The organism is Winogradskyella sp. 4-2091 (assembly GCF_045765065.1).
Lineage (GTDB): Bacteria > Bacteroidota > Bacteroidia > Flavobacteriales > Flavobacteriaceae > Winogradskyella.
Window position 1 is genome coordinate 17725 of the sequence record NZ_JBJKOD010000011.1, and the last position, 16460, is coordinate 34184.

Here is a 16460-nt window from a genome sequence, read left to right on the forward strand (position 1 = left end):
TTTGGGTTAAAAGCGCATATTAGTAATCTTATTCTATAAAAATTTAATCTATAAACTTTTTCTCTCAGTTATTGGAACACTCTTTTTAAGGATGGGTAATGGAATGGAAGAAAATATGTGGAATAGTTTGCAATATAATGACTTAATAGGATTTTTTTTTGATTCTATTATGTTTTCATACTTTTACATTGCTTTAAGTAAACTATACGTTGATTAACCAAAAATCTATAGCTGTATTACCTTTTGTCAATATGAGTAATGATATTGATAACGATTATTTTTGTGATGGAATTACAGAAGAAATAATTAATGCACTTACCAAGGTAAAGGGTTTAAAAGTTATAGCAAGAACCTCTTCTTTTGTATTTAAGAACAATAATTTAGATGTTAGACACATTGGCAACAAATTAGGTGTAGCGACAGTTCTAGAAGGAAGTATAAGGATTTTCAATAAAAGAATACGTATCAATATTCAATTGATACGCACAAATGATGGTTTTCAGGTTTGGTCTCAAAATTTTGATAGAAAATTAGATGATGTATTTGAGCTTCAAGATGAAATTAGTTTAATCATTGCAGACCAAATAAGAGAAAATTTTGGTCATCTGGATATTTCAAAACGAATCTCTGTTGTTGGCACTAAAAGTATTGATGCTTATAAGCTGTATTTAAAAGGGAGAGCCTATCAATTAAATTGGATTTTAGAAGACTATATTGAAGCCATTAATTACTACAAAAAAAGTATAGAAATAGATCATAATTTCTATGATGCCTACTTTGCATTAAGTCGATCTTATGGTATTTTATCAAGTTGGGGATGTATTGATAAAAAGATAGGAGAGGAGAGCGCTAATCACTATTTAAATCAAGGTTTAAAGATTAATTCAAAATCTTATTTAGGTTATTTTTCTGAATCTTCATTAAGTTTTTGGAACGAGTGGAATTATACCAAAGGCATAAAACTTTTAAAAACGACCTTAGTTAAAAATCCGAGTTATGCTATAGCTTACGAAGGTATTGCGGAAATTTACATGGCCACCAATCAATTAGATGAAGCCCTATCAAATATTAATAAGGCCATAGAAATTAGTCCATTATCTCCTAATCATCATTTTACAAAAGGGAATATCTATTTTCTAAATCGAGATTATATTGAGGCCGTAAATCACTTAGAAGAATGCTTAAGAATTGATCCTAATTTTACTTTAGCAATTGAAACAAAATTGGCGTGTTTCATGTTTTTAAATGATACTTCTAAGTTCAAAGATTATATCGCTACGATGCCACAACTTATAAGCCCTAAAGTTTGTGAAATTCTATTTAACCTTATTAATAAAGAAGCCTCTAACAATGTGATAAATGAGGATCTTATTGATATCGAAACGAGTTTTAAAAGCATTTATCCTTGGCATTTTTATTACCTCATACATGCTGGTAAAATAGAAAAAGCATTACAAATATTTGAAGACAAAATGAAATTGAAAATTGGGCAACTTATCAATTTTCAATTAGATCCATTTTTAGATCCTTTAAGAAAGTATGAACGTTTCCGGTTTATTGAAAAACAAATTATGTCTTCAGGATGCTCTACTTCAAATAATAAAGCCTCAAATAAAGTAGAAAATGAATCGCCAAAACCTCTTACGCATTCCGAAATTGAGAATTACAAGGTCGTTATAGCAAACTATATAAAGGATAATGAACCTTATTTGAATTCTAATCTTTCATTAAAAGAACTCGGTAATAGTATCAAGTTGCATCCTAATAAACTGTCTTGGTTGCTTAATGCTGAATTTAATAAGAACTTCAACGATTATATAAATCAATTCAGATTAAAACATTTTAAAACCATTGCTTTAAACCCAAAATTCAATCACATCACAATTTTAGGATTGGCTTATGATAGTGGGTTTAATTCTAAAAGTGTATTTAATACTTACTTCAAAAGAACAGAAGGCATTACGCCAAGTCAATGGGTGAAATCCAATAAAAAATAACTGTTCAATACCAATTTATTTTCTGCCGTATTTAGGTTCTGAATTATATATCAGAACGATTGATGCTGTCTTAACTTCTAAGTTTGAAAAAGTTTTTTCGTGAAATGTGTGATTTTATTCAGCATGTAACGATTAATGGATAAAGAAGCTAAAATAGCAATGAAAGGCTCATCGACAGAGATTGACATATCAGATATTATAGAACAAAACAAAAACCTTATTTACAAGGTTGTGAATAGCTATTGCTCAGATATCAATGAGCAGGAAGATTTAATTCAAGATATTATTTTTCAGGTAATAAAGAGTTATAAAACATTTGATCATAATGTGAAAGTTACAACATGGTTGTATAGAGTGGCATTTAATTTATCAATTTCATATTACCGAAAACTAAAAACTAGACAGAAACATTTAGTTGCTATGCCTTCAAAAATGGTGTCAATCCAAGAGGAGCAAACGAATAATACAGATGAAAAAATCAAACAATTAAGACAGTTTATACAAGAGTTTGACCCATTAAATAAAGCCATTGTAATAATGTATTTAGATGGTAATAGTCATAAAGAAATTTCTGAAACCTTAGGGATTTCAATTAGTAACGTTGGCACCAAAATTAGTAGGATTAAAAATCAATTAAAGAAAAAATTTAAACAATAAAATCATGGAACACATCGAAATCATAAACCTTTGGAAAAAAAGTGAATCTCTATTACAAGAGAACAGAATTTTAAACTTAAAACTTTTAAAAGAAATAAAACTAGAAAAAGCAAAAACGTCCATAAAAAACTTACTGTTTTTGCCAATTAGCTCATTAGTGTTTTATACCATACTGGGATTCTATGCTATGTATTTTGCGATTTCATACGCTCAACATTGGTATTTTACATTCTCTGGAGTTGTAGTTGCATTTTTCTCATTCTGGTTAGTTTGGTCTTCTATAAAACAGCTCAAACTCATTTTTTCTATTGACTATTCTAAAGCAGTAGTCAATATTCAAAAAAAGTTAGTAAAACTTAAAATATCAGTAGTTCAAAATTTCAGAATTGTGGCTTGGTTATTACCATTTGGTCCGTTTGTTGGTATTTTCTTTTTCAAAGTATTATTTAACCTGGACGTTATGACTTTACTCAACTTTAATATGATTATATCTTTTAGTATAACCACAGTTTTACTAGAAGTAGTTTCATTAATGCTATTAAAGGCATTACATCCAAAAAATATCAATTCAAAATGGTTGAATTGGTTATTAAAAGGTAGCGGAAGTCAAGTTAATGATGCGTTGCAATACCTCAATGCTATTGAAGAATTTCAAACTGAACCATCGCACTAAACACACATCATATTCAAAATAATTAAAAGAAATAATTCCGAACGTTTGAAATTATAATCTAGAACGATTGGAGTACTCTTAAATTCCAAATTTGCATCATCAAATAATTATCAATCAAGTAAAAACGAACACAAATGAATTTATCAAATCAATTAGTCTCAAACTTTACTAAAAATAGTATGAGTAAAACATTAAACCAATTAAAGATCGTTGTATTTCTATCTGTATTAACCTTAGCAACATCTTGCGCAACAGATGATGACAACAACACGCAAAACAATAGTTATACAAGCGCAGAAAATGTATTAACGGATATTGGTTTTCAAGGGTATGCTATTATCACTAAAAACGGAAATGATTTAGTGCGTCAAGGTTTTGGATTAGCAAACCAAAGCAGTGCAAAACCTCAAGATTATAATCTTGCTTACCGCATTGGTTCTGTTACAAAAACATTAACTGCAGCAGCTATTGTGCAACTTAAACGCGATGGACTAATTAATAGTTTTAATCAAACATTAGATGAATTTGATCCAGAGTTTCCAAACGGCAATCAAATTACAATTGCACAATTATTATCACATCAATCTGGTATTCCAGATTATCAATTTGTAGTTGAAGATGCTTATGAGCAAGGTGCAACTTTAGATGAAGAAGATATATATGAAGTTATAACCTTAATGATCTCAGAAAATGGTCTCAATTTCACACCAGGTTCAGGTAAACAGTATAGCAATTCAAACTTTCTTATTGCGGCTTTGCTAGTACAAGAATTATCTCAAATGTCTTACCACGATTACATTCAGCAAAATATTTTTACGCCTTTAGGAATGACAAATACTTACAAGGGTAACAATAGTATTAATACAAATAACCATGCAGAAGGTTATAAAAATGGTAATGTGAATAGTACATATCCTATGACTATTGCATTTGGTGTAGGCGACTTTAGTAGCACACCAAATAATATGGAAATTTGGACAGATGCCGTAAAAGCAGATTGGTTTACAGATTCTGAAAAAGCCGAAATATTTGCTCAGAATGTGCCAAGCGGATTTGTTGATTTTGGTTTAGGTTGGTTTACAACTCAAGAAGGTGATACAACTATGTATTGGCATGGAGGCGATATAAATGGGTATTGGAGCATGATAGGTTTTGTGCCAGAATATAACGCAACCATTGTGTTGTTAAGTAACAAGCAAGATGATTCTGGTTCACAACGAAGTACAATTATAGAGCAACTATTAACAAACGAGTTTAATTAAGCACGTGTATAGTTCAATTAAAGGCTGTGCTGTTAAAGCAGAAGCATTAAATCAGTCGCTTTACCAGTTCAGCCTTAAGTAAATACGTAGTTAAAACAATCAATCAAATTAACACTAAAAATGAAAAAACTTTTAATCATAGGTTTAATGCTGTGTACTTTAAATGGATTTGCACAGAACGAAGAAAATACCATTAACGATAACGCAGATTATAAATATAGAGTGAGTTTTCCTGCAATAATACTAGGAAACATTGGCAAAGGAGGTGAAAGAACCAATACAGAACACATTGAGCTTCATTTTAAACGCGAATTAGATGCCAAGAATATAATAGGTTTAAAATTTGCAACTTGGAGATTATTCCAACCAATGGGAATACAATGGTGGGACGGTCTTTTAGATAAAATAGATTCTAAAACTGAGTTTTATCCTGGTCATCTTAGAGAAACAGGTGTAGGATTTACGTATCAACGTATGCTTTGGAAAGGCTTATTTGCGTCCGTAGAAGTTTTGCCACAACTCAAAACTTATTTAGATGAAAAAGACAAAAAGATAGCGAACGGTTTCAAACTCTACACGTCTTACCATGTTGGGTATCATTTTTCATTTGGCAAAAAGAAACGATTCTTTATAGAGCCTCAAATTCATTGTCAAAACTGGATTTTCGATACCAATACACCAGCAGAATTTAAAGCGATAGATAATCAATGGAAATCTTACTTTCTGTTTGAACCGAATTTGTATATAGGATTCAAATTTTAATGTAAAATGAAAAAATACAATTCACAAACCGTATTATTGGCAGGTGCAACAGGTTACTTAGGCGGCTACATTGCTAAGGCATTAGTAGAAAGCAACTTTAACGCTAAACTTATTACAAGGTCATCTAAAAAATTGCAACAATTTAATAGCAACGCCGTAAAAATAATAGAAGCAGAAGTCACTAAAACAGAATCTATAAAAGGTATTTGTGAAGGTGTAACTACAGTTATTTCTACCGTTGGTATTACAAGACAAAAAGAAGGATTAACGTATATGGATGTAGATTACCAAGCTAATGTTAATTTACTAAACGAAGCCAAAAGGGCAGGCGTAAAGAAATTTATTTATGTATCTGCTATAAACGGTAATAAGTACAGACATCTCAAAATATTTGAAGCCAAAGAAAAATTTGTAGATGTTTTAAAAAATTCTGGTTTAGAATTTACAGTAATTCGTCCTAATGGATTCTTCTCAGATATGAAAGATTTTTTGGATATGGCCAAACGCGGAAAAATATATCTATTTGGAAATGGCGAGCAAAAATTTAATCCCATTCATGGTGAGGATTTGGCAATTGTGTGTTTACAAGCTATTAACACAGCAAATAATGAAATTGTTGTTGGTGGTCCAGATATTTTAACCTTAAATGAAATAGGTGAGATGGCCTTAGATGCGCTTGAGAAACCAATAAAAATCATTCATCTACCAGATGGGTTGAGAACATTTGCAATTTGGAGTTTGCGTACATTTACATCATCTAAAACTTATGGACCAATTGAGTTCTTTTTAACGCTTATGGCTGATGATAATATTGCACCAAGATTTGGGAGTAAACGGTTGTATCACTTTTTTAGGGAAAACAAATAATTATAATGAGGTTATGTTAGTAAATTATAAGATTCTAAAAGCGAAAATACTAGTGATCTGTCTATTGTTTTTTTCAAATATAATCATAGGTCAAAACGATTCTATTAGTCAAAGAATTATTAGTAACATTAATCCGCACTCAGAAGCTCCTGTTCATAGTATTTTGCTTTATTTAGAAAATGAGAATAGTGGCGTCATTTACAACGAAGGTTTTGGTACAGCCTCAAAATTAGGCCATGCGGTTACAAAACTTAGCGCTTTTAAAATTGCGAGCAGTACCAAACTTTTTGTGTCTACTATTATTCTTCAGCTTGAAGAAGAAGGTAAGCTTAGCATAAATGACACCATTAGCAATTACTTAGATGCTATTGATTACCTCGATTTTAATAATCTGCATATTTTAAATGGTATAAAACATGCACAAGAGATTACTATAGAGCAATTATTAGCACATCGTTCTGGTTTAGCAGATATTTTTACGGATCGTGAAGATGAATTTTTTGAACTGCTTTTTCAAAATCCAGATAAAAATTATACTCCAGAATCTATAATTGAACTTTACTATCAGTTCAATTTAAATAAAGAACCAAAGTTTATACCTGGTCAAGGTTGGCATTATTCTGATATTAATTATCTCTTATTAGGCTTAATTATAGAGCAATTAGATACTAGTAAACTAGCGCAATCTATACGAAATAGAATATTGCAACCCTTAGAAATGAAACATACATTTTTTGAGTATTATGAAAATCCAATAGCCAAATTAGATAAGATTCATCAATATTTTGGTGCTATTAATTTTTCTAAACTTAATACCTCATTCGATTGGGCAGGAGGAGGGCTTGTATCTACAAATTCTGATTTGGTGCTATTTATAAAAGCATTATTTAATTATAAACTTATCAATAAAGAATCTTTAGCCAAAATGATTGATGTTAAAAGCACAAAGGACAACGAAAGCCGTTATGGACTTGGTGTTTATGAGTTTAATTTAAATGGAAATATCTACTATGGCCATTTTGGATTTTATAACACCTTTATTGGTTATTGTCCTGCATCAAAATTAGTTCTTTCTTATAGTATAAGTCAGGCGAATCCAGATTTTAATACTTATGGGTTTATCAGTGAATTGAGCACTCTTTTTGCCAATAAACAATAAGAAAGAGCTTTGTAGAAAGTGTACGAAATATTTTATTTAAATTATTTTCATATATTTACGTAATCATTTGATAATAAGTGGTTAATCCTCCTTGAAAATTACTGATAATTGCAGGTTATTCCCTTTTTAATAGATTTTATTCAATCTATTACTATTAGCTATTAATTTTATTTAACCGTTAACCAAAAAGCAATTATTATGAGACTATTTTACTTCTTTATTCTAATCCCAATGGGATTATTAGGACAAGACTTGCAGAAATCTAATTCTACAATCGACTATTTAAAAGATTTTAGTTTATCGCAATCTGACTATTTAAAAAAACTAACGTTTAATGCAGCCATTAATTCTAAAAATAATTTATATGAGGAATATGAATTAGCAAAAATGGCACCACCAACTAATGGACCAAATCAATTCCATATTGATTTTGTAGGTACAGCAAATTTGCAACAAAATATTAACGAAGCTAATGAAGATGTCCAAGGTTCTGCTGGATTAGGAGTTATTTTTGAACGTTACTTTCTTAAAAAAGGCAGTGATGGAAAGCCAGATAGTGACTCTAAAATGAAGCTCGTAGAAAGTTTAGATATGGAAGCTTATATAAATGTGGCGTCGAGTATTGATTCATTGAGAGCTAAGGTGGTTTCAGATGAAGTAACAAATCAAAGGTTATTTGGACATTATATTCTTAATCCTGTAAGCCCAAAACAATCTATTTTTATAAATACAAATATCTATTTTAACCCAGAGCTCGACTGGGAAAAAGGGAGTTGGATTACAAAAGTTATAAGCGGCATGAATATGAGAGTTAACGCCTCTAACGTACTATGGAACTACAATAACGGAACAGATAACATTAGCCAATATGCTGGTTCAATTAGTTTTAGGTATGGTTTTTTTCATGAGTTCTTACCCAATGATAGAATAAGAGACGATGAAAACAAGAGACGATATAGTGTGCGTTTTGGATTATACTATGGATCTAGACATGTCACAGGAGACATATCATCTGAAGCAAATAACGATTTAAGAAATCAATTTTTAGGAACTGTAGATAAAAATTATAGTGGACTAGAACCCGCTTTTAGTTTTAGACTAAATAACATAATAGCAGAATTTACAGCTCCAATGATGCGTGGTTCATCAGAAAGTGCTATTGAAGGATTAACAGATATCCAATTTCAATTTTCCATTCGTTTTGTCGGAGGATTTAGTTTAAAGGTAAATGAAAAAGCTAAGAATGATGACGACGATGACGATGACGATGATGACGGTATTAAAACTGTTGAAGAAGTTAAGGAGGAGTAATATGCTTTTATGCAGCCCGCATTGAGCGCTAATGAAATGTAAAGATGCGCTTTATTCAAAGGTTTCTATTATGAATTACCGAGTTCGTGAATCGTCGTGTCTCGATGTGGTTAAAAGCGCATGTTAAATATTACTTTTCTTTATTTAATGTTTCTCTACTCAGTTAATGACATCAAGGTACGAAGATTCATGAACTCAACTAAAACAATATTATCCTTGTGAATAAACACTCTTTTTCTGAAATCGAGGAACGAAGATTCACGAATTCCCATTTATTAAAATATTAAACAATGAGTAAAGGGCAGTGGAGTGGATAAAATGTGTGTGGAATGTATATAAGAAGTTAATAACTTTCAATTATTTATATTTTTACATCAGAATAATTCTTACAAATTTAATTACATTTAAGTTCTCCCTTAATTAAAAGCTTTTTAAATATTGTTTAGTTTTAATATATCTGTGGATATTTATTAATATTTACATGAACACAAGATTTTTTCAAATAGAAAACTCAAATTATAACAAGAGTCCTAATGAAATTAGAAGACAGCACAAATAAGTTAGTATCATATTCACGAGCTGGAGATGTGTTTCATTATCGTTGGGCAGCTAGGCGTTGTTTGAGACTAATACAACCAACTTCAAACCTGATTAAGGTTATTATCGAAGGATCAAAGGAAAGACGTAAAGCAGGCGAGTATGTTATTGATGTATCCGAATATTACAATGATGTTGACTTAAAAAAGAGAATTGAGTATTATCAATTGAAACATACCACAGTACAGCAGAACAAGCCTTTTACTCTAAGTGGATTACAAGATACTATTATAGGTTTTTCTGAGAGATATCAGCAACATGTAAAAGAGAAATCCTTGAATGGAGTTTCCTTTACAATAATTACAAATCGAAAAATTGACGAAACCTTTAAGCAAAATTTAATAGACATTATAAATGGTAATAAGGTAAATAAGAGATTTAGCGAAACTCTAAAAAAGTATACAAAACTTAACAATAAAGAATTAATTACTTTTTGTGGTTTATTGAATTTAGAAGATAGTGAAGGTGATTATAATAGCCAGAAAGAAGAATTAAAAATTGAAATGGCAAGGCTTCAGCCTGGTTCAATTGACCCAGCTCAGTTGGCTAGTATAGTTTCCTTAGTGCAAGAGAGAGTTCTTCCTGACTCAAACGGAGAAATAATTAAGGAAGATATACTTAGACCTTTCGGAGTTACTTCTGAAAAACATTTGTTTCCCGCACCTTCAATGTTCGAAGAGTTAGAAAAAATTACTATGAGAGACCAATATCTAGACATATTGGATATCATTAAAACGGAAGATCAACCGCTAATTATTCATGCAGAAGGTGGTGTTGGAAAATCCGTATTTAGTAATTACATACAAAGAGCATTACCTGAGGGTTCATTAGGAATAGCTTATGATTGTTTTGGTTCTGGTAAATATCGTAGTCGTAGCGAACCAAGACATAGACACAGAGATGCACTTGTTCAAATATCCAATGAATTAGCATCTTTCGGGCTCTGTGAGAGAATTCTAGTTAAGGATACCACTCAGGAAAGTGATATTATGCGTGGTTTTTTAACCAGAATCAGGTCATCAATTAGTTCATTAAAAAATGTGACTAAATCTGCGAGACTAGTTATTTTAATTGATGCTGCCGATAACGCAGAAATGGCGGCTCAAGAATTTAGTGACTCATGCTTTGCTAGTGAATTATTAAGGGAAGAATTTCCTCAAGATTGTAAACTCGTATTACTTTGTCGACCTGAACGTACTCATCTATTAAAGCCTTCAAATTCTATTACTCAATTGAGCCTTCTTCCGTTTTCAAAAGAAGAATCTTTTGAGAATTTAAAAAATTGGTTTCCAACAGTGAATGAAAGTCAGGCTTTTGAATTTCATCGATTGACAAGTGGAAACCCTAGAGTGCAAATGAACTCGATAGCTGCAGGTCATTCTTCTATGAGTAAATTATTAGAATACCTCGGACCTTATGGAACAACTGTTGAAGAACAAATTGAACAACAGTTGAATAGTGCTGTACAAAAAATAAAAGACAACTTACCGTCTAACTATCAATCTTATGTAGACAAAATATGCACAGGATTGGCAAGTTTGCCACCTAATATTCCTATTCAGGTTTTATCCCAAGTTTCTAAAGTGAAAGTTGAAGATGTGAAAAGTTTTGTTGCAGATATTGGTCGTTCATTATGGATGCTGGATTCGTCAGTACAGTTTAGGGATGAACCAACTGAGACATGGTTTCGAAATACATACTTAGGTTCACAAGAAGACTTTGCTAATTATATTAATGTACTAGAACCACTAGCTAGTAAGAATACCTATATAGCACAAGTACTTCCTCAACTTTATCTCCAAGCTGGTCAATACGAGCAACTAATTAACATGGCGTTGTCTGATAATTTTTTACCTAAGGAAAATCCAATAGATACTAGGAATATACTAGTATATCGACTTCAATTTGCTTTTAAAGCAGCTCTGAGGTCAAATAAGTATGGAGATTCAATCAAACTTGCTTTAAGAGCTGGCGAAGAAATGGCAGGAAATCAAAGACAACAGAATCTTTTTCAAAACAATATAGATCTTCTTCCTGTTTTTCAAGACAAATCAAAAGTTCAGGAAATTGCTTTTAAAGGCCTATTAAAAAGTGAATGGGTAGGTTCTGAAAATGTATACACAGCCTCTTTACTCAGTGAAATTCCAGAATATCATGGAGAGGCTAGTGGTTATTTGAGATCTGCTCTCAATTGGTTACACATATATTTTAGAGAGTCTAAGAATGATCCAGATAAAGATAGAATTAACAAAGTCAGCTCAGAGGATATTCTGGAAATAGCTTTAGCTTGTCTAAATCTTAATGGAGTAGAATCATCAATAAAATTTCTTAATGGTTTAAAACCAAAGAAAAACATATTTTGGATAACCAAACGACTTATTAGTCAACTAATTGATGCGAGTAGATTTAATGAAATTGATGAAATTCTTAGTTATACAAAAAATAACAAATATCATGTTATTGCTATTGTAAGTGAATTAATGCAAGTTGGACATTTTGCCGAAACAGTTTATCTGGAAAGATGCTTGAGTCTATTATCTCAGAATAAATCACGTATTAAGAAATCGAATGATTATTTCAATGATAATATAAATCATTCAATTGTATCTTTTTTAGAAGTATGCCTTTACCGAAAAATGAATACTAAAACCATTCTTCAGGTACTGAATTATTATATTCCGAATATAGGAACTAGAGGTGTAGGTACAAGGTTTAATTCAAATGAACGAACAGTATTTCTTAAAGCTCTTTCTATTAGAAGTGTTATTTCAAAGAATTTCGCTGTCAATTTAGATGAATTAATTCCTGATGTTTATAAAATTGATAATAAAGAGCGAGACTATTCTGAAGAAATTCGCGACTTCAAAGAATTGGTCGGTGGCCTGTATCCATGGTTTTTGCTTAGATTACAGTTAATTTTGGGAGATATTGATGATTTATATAAACGCTCAAAACAAACAAATGAAGATTCCAATAAAGCATATGCTAATCGATATAGATCCTATGATGATCTACCTAGAGAAATAGCTAATGTGTCATCATCTGTTTTGTTTTATTGCCATCAACAGAAACCTATTATTATCAAACGGTACTATGATAATTATATTAAAGACAATGCTTCTATTAAAATTCCTCAGCAAATAAACTTATTGAGAGTTGGTAATAGAGTCAGCCATTTAAGTTCTGTATTATTAGAACTAGAGCGTTCCACATATGACTCAATTAAAGGGTTGAAAGAGTCTAGCCCTGAAGAAATTGCTGATTTCTATATTTCATTAGCACGTGCCATTTTACCAAGTTCTAAGGATGATGCAGCAGTCTATTTTGAAGATGCTATAAATATTGTGTCTAAATTTGGAGATGAACTTGTTCAACGATGGAATGCAGTTGATGCTTTAGGAGATAGATCTGCCACAGAATCCACAGACGAATTAGCTTACAGGTTTATCCGTTGTACCGAATTGGTAGGGGAATTTGTATATCGAGAAAAACATTGGGATAGGTCTGGTGCATTAGTCACTTGTACAAAAATGTCTCCCCAAATTGGATTATCAGCGCTAAGCAGATGGCGCGATAGAGAGATTGGGAGATTTGAGTGTCAAATGGAATCACTCTTAAATTATTTAGTAAGATCAGAAACAATTAACCCAGAGGAAGGATGGTCAATGATTCGTTTTTTATCTGATCATCATTTAAATAAATTATTAGAAATCTGTTTGGAAAAAGCATCATCAATAAGCTTAAAAAATAAAATTTTTATTGATGCATATGACTTATTAAGTAAAGAGGGTAGTGGTCCTAATTATTGGAAGAAAATGAAGTCTATTGCGGTTAAACACCAAATAAGTATAATAGGTTTGGACAATCTTTCAGGTTTTAATAATACCAAAAAGTCGAATAATTCACAAAAAAATAAACTAGTAAAAACTAGTACTAAAGAGATAAAAAAATGGGAACGTGTATTTGAAGACTTTAATATATTGAGCCTTGAAGGGTTAGCTACTTTGACAGATAGATTCTCAAATGAATTTTTGAAAGGAAAAAATCATCATTATTTCAGGTTAGTTGATTTATATAAGGAAATTCTTAACCGAATCAAGGCTAATGAATTATATGATTTTATTGATCTACTTTTTATTTCCGATGAAGTAAACTATTATGAATGTAAAGAAGTTCTTGCATCAATACCCGATTTATGGAAGAACAAAGTGAGCTTTAAAACGAAATGGCCATCTATTATTAATCGATTAGGCACCCGATATGCTCACGAGCTTGTCAATAATTACTCTTTTGTTTCGGCAGTAAGAGATCTGAATATTGATGATAACTTAGAAACGGATTTAAGAAAGGGGATTTTTCATGGATTATCACAAGGACAAGAATTCGCCGATGCTAGTGTACTTTTTGGATTTGTAGAACGTGCATCGACTTTTATAAAAGCTAGCGAGGCATGTGATTTAGTTGATTATGCTTTATCTAGGTTCGAATTGCATATAGAAAATGATTTTGGTGATGGTCCATGGAATAAATGGTTGCATGTCTCGGATGACATCAATAACAATATTGCTGGTTTTATCTGGTCGGCATTAAGCTCACCACATTCTAAAACTCGATGGAATGGATGCCATGTAGTTAAGAAAATTGTAGATTTCAATTCTTCTCTAGTTTTAAATTCTCTGATTCATTGGCTGGAACAAAATGAAGTAGGAGCCTTTGGCAGTAAACACTTTCCATTCTATAACTTACATGCACGACAGTTTCTATTAATTGCGCTTTGCAGGGTTTCAGTTGACTATCCTAAACAATTAATTAGCTATAAGAATGTATTTTTAAAATTAGCTCTTTTCGAGTCGCACATATTAATACAAAAGTTTTCATCTGAAATTGCATTGAACATTGAGAATGCTTACTCCGGAGCTTATAGTTCTAGAGAAATTTCCTTATTAGAAGAAATTGGTAAAAGTAAAGAAGCAAGAAAGGAAAAATATGGATATCGCGTAGATAGCTATCTACATGAAGCAGGACAAGTTGACACTAATTTAGATTTCAATTTTGGGTGGGATTTTGACAGATATTGGTATCAGCCTCTAGGTGAAGTTTTTGGAGTTTCAGGGCAACAAATTCAAGATCTATGTGCTAATGTGATTATTAAGGAATGGAAAATAAAAGCGAAAGGTGGTTATAATAATGATCCACGTGTTATTCTTTGGAATAGTTCTCATGATCGGGGCACGTGGCATGATCATGGACGCTATCCAAAGACAGATAATTTTGATTTTTATTTATCATATCATTCAATGTTAGTTACTGCAGCTAAGTTGGTCAAAAATATGCCAGAAATTAATACAAGAGATTGGAATGAAGAAGGTGCATGGAATTACTGGTTATCTTCCCATATATTATCCAGATCAGATGGTAAATGGTTATCGGATTGTAGAGATCATCTACCAAATATAAGACCTGATTGGACAGATAAAGACCAATATGAGGGGTGGATAACAGATATTCAAGACCAAGATTTTTTAAAAAGCATTAGAACTAAGGTTGAAAATAAAACTTGGCTTAACATCAAAGGCGGTTGGACAGAAAGAGACGATTCAAGGTATGAAACGTATTCAGTTTCAGCAGCCTTAGTTTCAAAAGAAGGATCTGATTCACTGCTTAGAGCCTTGTCAACTTGTAGCGATTATCATGACTATAAAATTCCTGATTACGAAGAAAGTAGGGTAGAAATTGATCAAGATATATTCAGACTTGAAAGTTTCATAGTCAATCCAGATGTATCTAATGGTATTGATAAATTTGACCCATACGGTGAGAATATAACGTATCCTCAGTTTTCATTAAGTGAAGAATTTGTTAAAAAACTTAACCTTTCATCAGATAGTGAAGGCAAAATATGGTATTCTAGTAATGGACAGGTGGCTTTAAAATGTGATGCTTGGAATAGTAATCTCAATAGATACAGTGAAGAACCTGATCAATCTGGTATGCGTTTAAGTGCGTCATTAGATACGCTCAAAATAATCTGTCAGGTGTATGATTGTAATTTAATTATTGATGTGAATATAAGTCGAAATATTGATTACAGGTATCGATCCAACAAAGAGAAAGACAAATACGAATACATAACAAATCATAAAATTTATTTACTGTCTGAAGATGGAAGACTTAAAAGTGCAACAGAAGATTATAGAATTAGGTAAGACAATAGTAAAGGAGTTAAAACTAGATCCAGGTGTAGATACGCTATCAAAATGGATGGCTCATTACCTTGCTGAAAAGATAGAATTAACCAAAAGCTTAAAAGGGGAGAAGAAAAAGAAAGCTGATAAAGAGTGTGTTGAAATTATTTTGAAATTATGGGATCGTAGATGGTCAATTCCAAATAAGAAATCATTTTTTAGTGATTTTGAGCCTCTAATGGAAACATTAGAAAAGCTCAACCCAGAAAGAGAAATACCTTTTTTTTATAATCCAATTATTCAACTTGGACTTGAAAAAGAGGATAAAAATAATGAAAGGACTCAAACACATTTTGATGATGCACTCAAAGTTGATAAAATTGCTAGATCAATCATTTTCGATTTATTAAGTCACGCAGTAAACGAATTAGAGTTAAGTGATGATAGAGAAGAGTTAATAAGAAAATCTATTAGCAGTATAGATTATATAGATAGTCGAATTATTACAATTACAACTGACTATAATAAGTTACTTAAAAGTAAAAATGAACGCGCTAATAATGAGTATGAAGAGGAAATAGAAACCCTCAAAAATAGAATAAATAATTTGGAAGAATTTTCAGATCTTAGAGATTCATTAATTAGTAAATATAAGGAAAAGCTAAAAATCTTAGAGAAACTATCAATTACTAATAAACAAAAAAAACTAAAAAATAAGATTTTAAAAATTAGACATTATGTAAAATAGAATTTTAATATTTAGCTCGGCCTCATAAAATTTTGGTCAAAACAATAGGTGAAGTGAGCGTATATGTTTTAGGGATCTAGCAATACATTACATAAAGGAAACTAGCTATAAATAGGACTTCAAAGCAATCTTAATCAGTTCAGAAGTTTCCTAAAATATAGCGAATAAGCCGTTAATTGTTTCCAAAATTATATGCAGCCTTGAATTTTTGTTTCTTTTGTTTCAAGACAAAAGATATTAGA

Annotated in this window: 10 protein-coding genes; all 10 read left to right on the top strand. The window is 31.3% G+C overall.

Annotated elements, in window-relative coordinates:
* The first annotated feature begins 251 nt into the window (after window positions 1–251).
* The 10 genes from ACJBCC_RS13535 to ACJBCC_RS13580 all read left to right on the top strand — a co-directional run bounded on the left by ACJBCC_RS13535 (window position 252) and on the right by ACJBCC_RS13580 (window position 16218).
* A complete protein-coding gene (locus tag ACJBCC_RS13535) occupies window positions 252–1997 on the top strand; it encodes a tetratricopeptide repeat protein (RefSeq protein ID WP_407557474.1) in 1746 nt (581 codons plus the stop codon).
* Between the two features lie 135 nt (window positions 1998–2132).
* Entirely contained in the window at window positions 2133–2654 is a 522-nt protein-coding gene (locus ACJBCC_RS13540) for an RNA polymerase sigma factor (protein WP_407557475.1), read from the top strand.
* Between the two features lie 4 nt (window positions 2655–2658).
* Entirely contained in the window at window positions 2659–3327 is a 669-nt protein-coding gene (locus ACJBCC_RS13545; protein ID WP_407557476.1) for a hypothetical protein, read from the top strand.
* 134 nt (window positions 3328–3461) lie between these two features.
* On the top strand, window positions 3462–4589 hold the full coding sequence (locus ACJBCC_RS13550) for a serine hydrolase domain-containing protein (protein WP_407557477.1): 1128 nt from the start codon (window positions 3462–3464) through the stop codon (window positions 4587–4589).
* 120 nt (window positions 4590–4709) lie between these two features.
* Window positions 4710–5351 carry a hypothetical protein gene (locus ACJBCC_RS13555; RefSeq protein ID WP_407557478.1) on the top strand — a complete coding sequence of 214 codons (642 nt, stop codon included), beginning with the start codon at window positions 4710–4712 and terminating at the stop codon, window positions 5349–5351.
* Window positions 5352–5357: 6 nt separating this feature from the next.
* On the top strand, window positions 5358–6218 hold the full coding sequence (locus tag ACJBCC_RS13560) for an SDR family oxidoreductase (RefSeq protein ID WP_407557479.1): 861 nt from the start codon (window positions 5358–5360) through the stop codon (window positions 6216–6218).
* Window positions 6154–7377, top strand: a complete 1224-nt coding sequence (locus ACJBCC_RS13565; protein ID WP_407557480.1) for a serine hydrolase domain-containing protein — start codon at window positions 6154–6156, stop codon at window positions 7375–7377. Before ACJBCC_RS13560 ends, ACJBCC_RS13565 begins: the two co-directional genes overlap by 65 nt.
* 198 nt (window positions 7378–7575) lie before the next feature.
* On the top strand, window positions 7576–8688 hold the full coding sequence (locus tag ACJBCC_RS13570; RefSeq protein WP_407557481.1) for a hypothetical protein: 1113 nt from the start codon (window positions 7576–7578) through the stop codon (window positions 8686–8688).
* Between the two features lie 533 nt (window positions 8689–9221).
* Entirely contained in the window at window positions 9222–15491 is a 6270-nt protein-coding gene (locus ACJBCC_RS13575) for a hypothetical protein (RefSeq protein ID WP_407557482.1), read from the top strand.
* Window positions 15448–16218 carry a hypothetical protein gene (locus ACJBCC_RS13580; protein ID WP_407557483.1) on the top strand — a complete coding sequence of 257 codons (771 nt, stop codon included), beginning with the start codon at window positions 15448–15450 and terminating at the stop codon, window positions 16216–16218. Before ACJBCC_RS13575 ends, ACJBCC_RS13580 begins: the two co-directional genes overlap by 44 nt.
* Window positions 16219–16460: the final 242 nt, after the last annotated feature.

Excerpts from the sequence above, each read along its gene's own strand:
- ACJBCC_RS13535 (WP_407557474.1), top strand. The coding sequence starts at position 252 with ATGAGTAATGATATTGATAACGATTATTTTTGTGATGGAATTACAGAA.
- ACJBCC_RS13540 (WP_407557475.1), top strand. The coding sequence starts at position 2,133 with ATGGATAAAGAAGCTAAAATAGCAATGAAAGGCTCATCGACAGAGATT.
- ACJBCC_RS13545 (WP_407557476.1), top strand. The coding sequence starts at position 2,659 with ATGGAACACATCGAAATCATAAACCTTTGGAAAAAAAGTGAATCTCTA.
- ACJBCC_RS13550 (WP_407557477.1), top strand. The coding sequence starts at position 3,462 with ATGAATTTATCAAATCAATTAGTCTCAAACTTTACTAAAAATAGTATG.
- ACJBCC_RS13555 (WP_407557478.1), top strand. The coding sequence starts at position 4,710 with ATGAAAAAACTTTTAATCATAGGTTTAATGCTGTGTACTTTAAATGGA.
- ACJBCC_RS13560 (WP_407557479.1), top strand. The coding sequence starts at position 5,358 with ATGAAAAAATACAATTCACAAACCGTATTATTGGCAGGTGCAACAGGT.
- ACJBCC_RS13565 (WP_407557480.1), top strand. The coding sequence starts at position 6,154 with ATGATAATATTGCACCAAGATTTGGGAGTAAACGGTTGTATCACTTTT.
- ACJBCC_RS13570 (WP_407557481.1), top strand. The coding sequence starts at position 7,576 with ATGAGACTATTTTACTTCTTTATTCTAATCCCAATGGGATTATTAGGA.
- ACJBCC_RS13575 (WP_407557482.1), top strand. The coding sequence starts at position 9,222 with ATGAAATTAGAAGACAGCACAAATAAGTTAGTATCATATTCACGAGCT.
- ACJBCC_RS13580 (WP_407557483.1), top strand. The coding sequence starts at position 15,448 with ATGGAAGACTTAAAAGTGCAACAGAAGATTATAGAATTAGGTAAGACA.